The organism is Alteromonas sp. McT4-15 (assembly GCF_020515205.1).
Classification (GTDB): domain Bacteria; phylum Pseudomonadota; class Gammaproteobacteria; order Enterobacterales; family Alteromonadaceae; genus Alteromonas.
Genome location: NZ_JAJALG010000074.1, coordinates 1 through 2,767, shown reverse-complemented (window position 1 = coordinate 2,767; position 2,767 = coordinate 1). Strand labels below are relative to the sequence as shown.

The following is a 2,767-nucleotide window of genomic DNA, read 5'->3' as shown; positions in this document are numbered from 1 at the left end:
ACCTGTAACGCCGAAATGAATAAACAAAATACCTACCAAAAAGCCTAATACACTTCCTAGTGCAGCTAAATGCTCCGTTAGAAATACATAGCCATAAATGGGCATCAAGACTAAGCCTAAAATAACGCCTAATATCCGTATAGTATTCATAGCAAATTGTCCTTTTTCAATTTGGCACATAACTTCCCACTAAGGGGCGATAACACATGTGCTAAAATTAGGAACGAAGTGACGCAGCCCATGTGTTAGCGTCCCAGCGAGCGAAGCGAGAGCCTTGAGTGGCTTGTTATGCGCTGGAACCACTAGCCAACACGTTTTGCTATTTGCTTTGAGAAAGCAATAATCAATAAACCCAAAATAAAAAAACCTAGATATCTCCAAAGTGCTCGCTTTCTACTATTCAAATAATCGAAAGGAGCAGCAGGTTTTGCAAAGCAGGTTGAGTTAACTAATAAGCATATACTCTGGGACCGTTCCTTCCTTTATAGTTCTCGTTTCGTATCTCAAACTCATTTTTAGAAGTAACCAATACTGTTTCGCGACCTATAGCAGCTCCCAAATATTGTTCATAGTTTGAAGTTAAATCTATCAATAAGAACACGAGACTTACCACGCAAATTAGCGCCCCAGTAAGAACAGTTTTTTTGTGTGGTTGCATCTCAGACTTCTCGAAGCGCATAAACACCCGCATAACGGGCAAAAATATGTAGGCTACAATACCAAGCGAAGCGCAGGGAGCCTACGTATTTTTGTCCCAGCGAACGTAGTGAGCGAGTTTATGCGCTTGTTAAACCAACAATGATAGCCTAAAATGACCTAATTAAAGACCTTTTAGGAGACCGTTATGGCGGCGAGAGTTTTGGCTGAAGTTGCTGCAAGTATTACAGAACTAAAAGCAAACCCTATGAAAGTTGCGAGCAGTGCATATGGCGATCCTGTCGCCATATTGAATAGGAATGAACCCGCATTCTATTGTGTCCCGGCTGAGATTTACGAAAAAATGATGGATCGTTTGGAAGATCTGGAACTACTACAGCTTGTTAAAGAAAGGCAAGGTGAAGAAAGCGTTTCGGTGAATTTGGATGACCTATAAATTAGAGTTTAAAAGAAGCGCCCTAAAAGAATGGAATAAGCTTGGTAGTACTTTGCAGCAGCAATTGAAAAAGAAGTTAGCAGAGAGGTTAAAAACACCGCACGTAGCCCCAGATAGAGTGTTAGGTGCAGATAATGTTTATAAAATAAAATTACGTCAATCAGGATATAGGTTGGTGTATCAGGTACTTGATGACGTAGTTGTAGTTACAGTGCTTGCAGTGGGAAAACGCGAAAGAAATGAGGCTTACAAAAAAGCATTAAAGAGACTTGATGCTGAATAAGGGGCGATAACGCGTAGGGCATAATAGCGAAGCCGCCCTGCGTGTTAGCGTCCCAGTGGGCTTTAGCCCACGACTTAATTTTTTTGTTATACACAAACCGTATGTTAACTGCCAGCATGTTGAAGAAAATAGAGTAAATGTACTGAACAAAACAACCAGCGATTTTAACTTTAGCAAGCAGCTAGAAAAGAGGGCGGCTTGAGTTGAAAAACAGAACTTTCAAGTTACCTTCGATGCTGACCGAAAACTAAAACGAACCCCCAAAGCCGTTGTAAAAAAGTGCCGAACTTTGGCCTGATTTTTACTAAAAAATGGGTGGTGTATAACTTTTAAATAAGGGGCGCAGGCGCGTGGGCTATAATGCGAAGCAGCCCACGTGTATGCGTCCCAGTGCGCGCCAGCGCACGACTTAATTTTTTTGTTATACACAAACCGTTTGTTAACTGCCAGCATGTTAAAGAAAATAGGGTAAAAGTACCGAACAAAACAACCAACGCTATTAACTTTAACTAGCTGCCAGAGAAGAGAGCTGCTTGAGTTGAAAAGCAGGGCTTTCAAGTTACCTTCGGTGCTGACCAAATACTAAAACGAACCCCCAAAGCAGTTGTAAAAAAGCGCCTAACTTTGACTTATTTTTTACTAAAGAATGGGTGGTGTATAACGCTAAGCTAACGGGCAGTGGCGTGGGGCCATAATCGCGAAGCGGCCCCGCGTTACTGTCCCAGTGCCCGGCTCTTTCGGGCACGTGTTAAGCGCCTTGTTATGCATCGGTGCTAACTATTGGTTGCCCAACCAAATCAATGATTACGGTATGGCATTCCACGTCGAACCACTGTTTAAACATATTCAGTGTTCGTTTTTTAGGCCAAAGACTCTCATCTACGTACCAACTGAAAAGCTCATTTTCAAAAAGAGCTTTATAATTGAGTTTTATCCACTGATTAACGATATCGGGCGTATCTGCATCTTCGTCTCGGATTAGGAAAACTGTTCTTTCCTCATTTACTTCTTCCAAAATGACTTTTGGTGAATTTGGAACAGGATCCGCAGAGTTAATCCAGTCAATTGCAGGCTTTTTGTATTTGAGCATTATTGCAGCTCTATTGATCATGCATTTTTCTCCATAGATGCATAACGCCCGGCTCACCGAGCAAATTTTTGTGGCGGCTTTTTTGGGACAAAAAAGGTGACACCAAAATTTGTCCGGTGGAGCCGCTTGTTAAATGCTGAATTGAAGCCAGGCACCACAGACCACCAAAACTAATACTAATGAATAACCAATAATATTACTTTTGCGTATTTCGGTGAATCCGAACGGTCATTTCGGTTTTATCCGATCACTTTTTCTTCTTCTTTTTCGTCCTTGCCAGTTTTACCTTAAGTGATCGGAT

General features: G+C 41.7%; 3 protein-coding genes. 2 read left to right on the top strand and 1 reads right to left on the bottom strand.

Annotated elements, in window-relative coordinates; translation table 11 throughout:
* Positions 1-844 precede the first annotated feature (844 nt).
* Together LHL20_RS20660 and LHL20_RS20655 are read left to right on the top strand one after the other, a co-directional pair.
* Positions 845-1,093: a type II toxin-antitoxin system Phd/YefM family antitoxin gene (locus tag LHL20_RS20660; RefSeq protein WP_032095995.1), complete on the top strand. Its 249-nt coding sequence runs from the start codon at positions 845-847 to the stop codon at positions 1,091-1,093.
* Entirely contained in the window at positions 1,083-1,376 is a 294-nt protein-coding gene (locus LHL20_RS20655; RefSeq protein ID WP_007991254.1) for a type II toxin-antitoxin system RelE family toxin, read from the top strand. The genes LHL20_RS20660 and LHL20_RS20655 overlap by 11 nt, the downstream gene beginning before the upstream one ends.
* Positions 1,377-2,136: 760 nt before the next feature.
* On the opposite strand, the gene LHL20_RS20650 is transcribed toward LHL20_RS20655, so the two are convergent.
* Positions 2,137-2,487 (bottom strand): hypothetical protein, encoded by a 351-nt coding sequence (locus LHL20_RS20650; RefSeq protein WP_226434650.1) that lies wholly within the window; start codon positions 2,485-2,487, stop codon positions 2,137-2,139.
* Positions 2,488-2,767 lie beyond the last annotated feature (280 nt).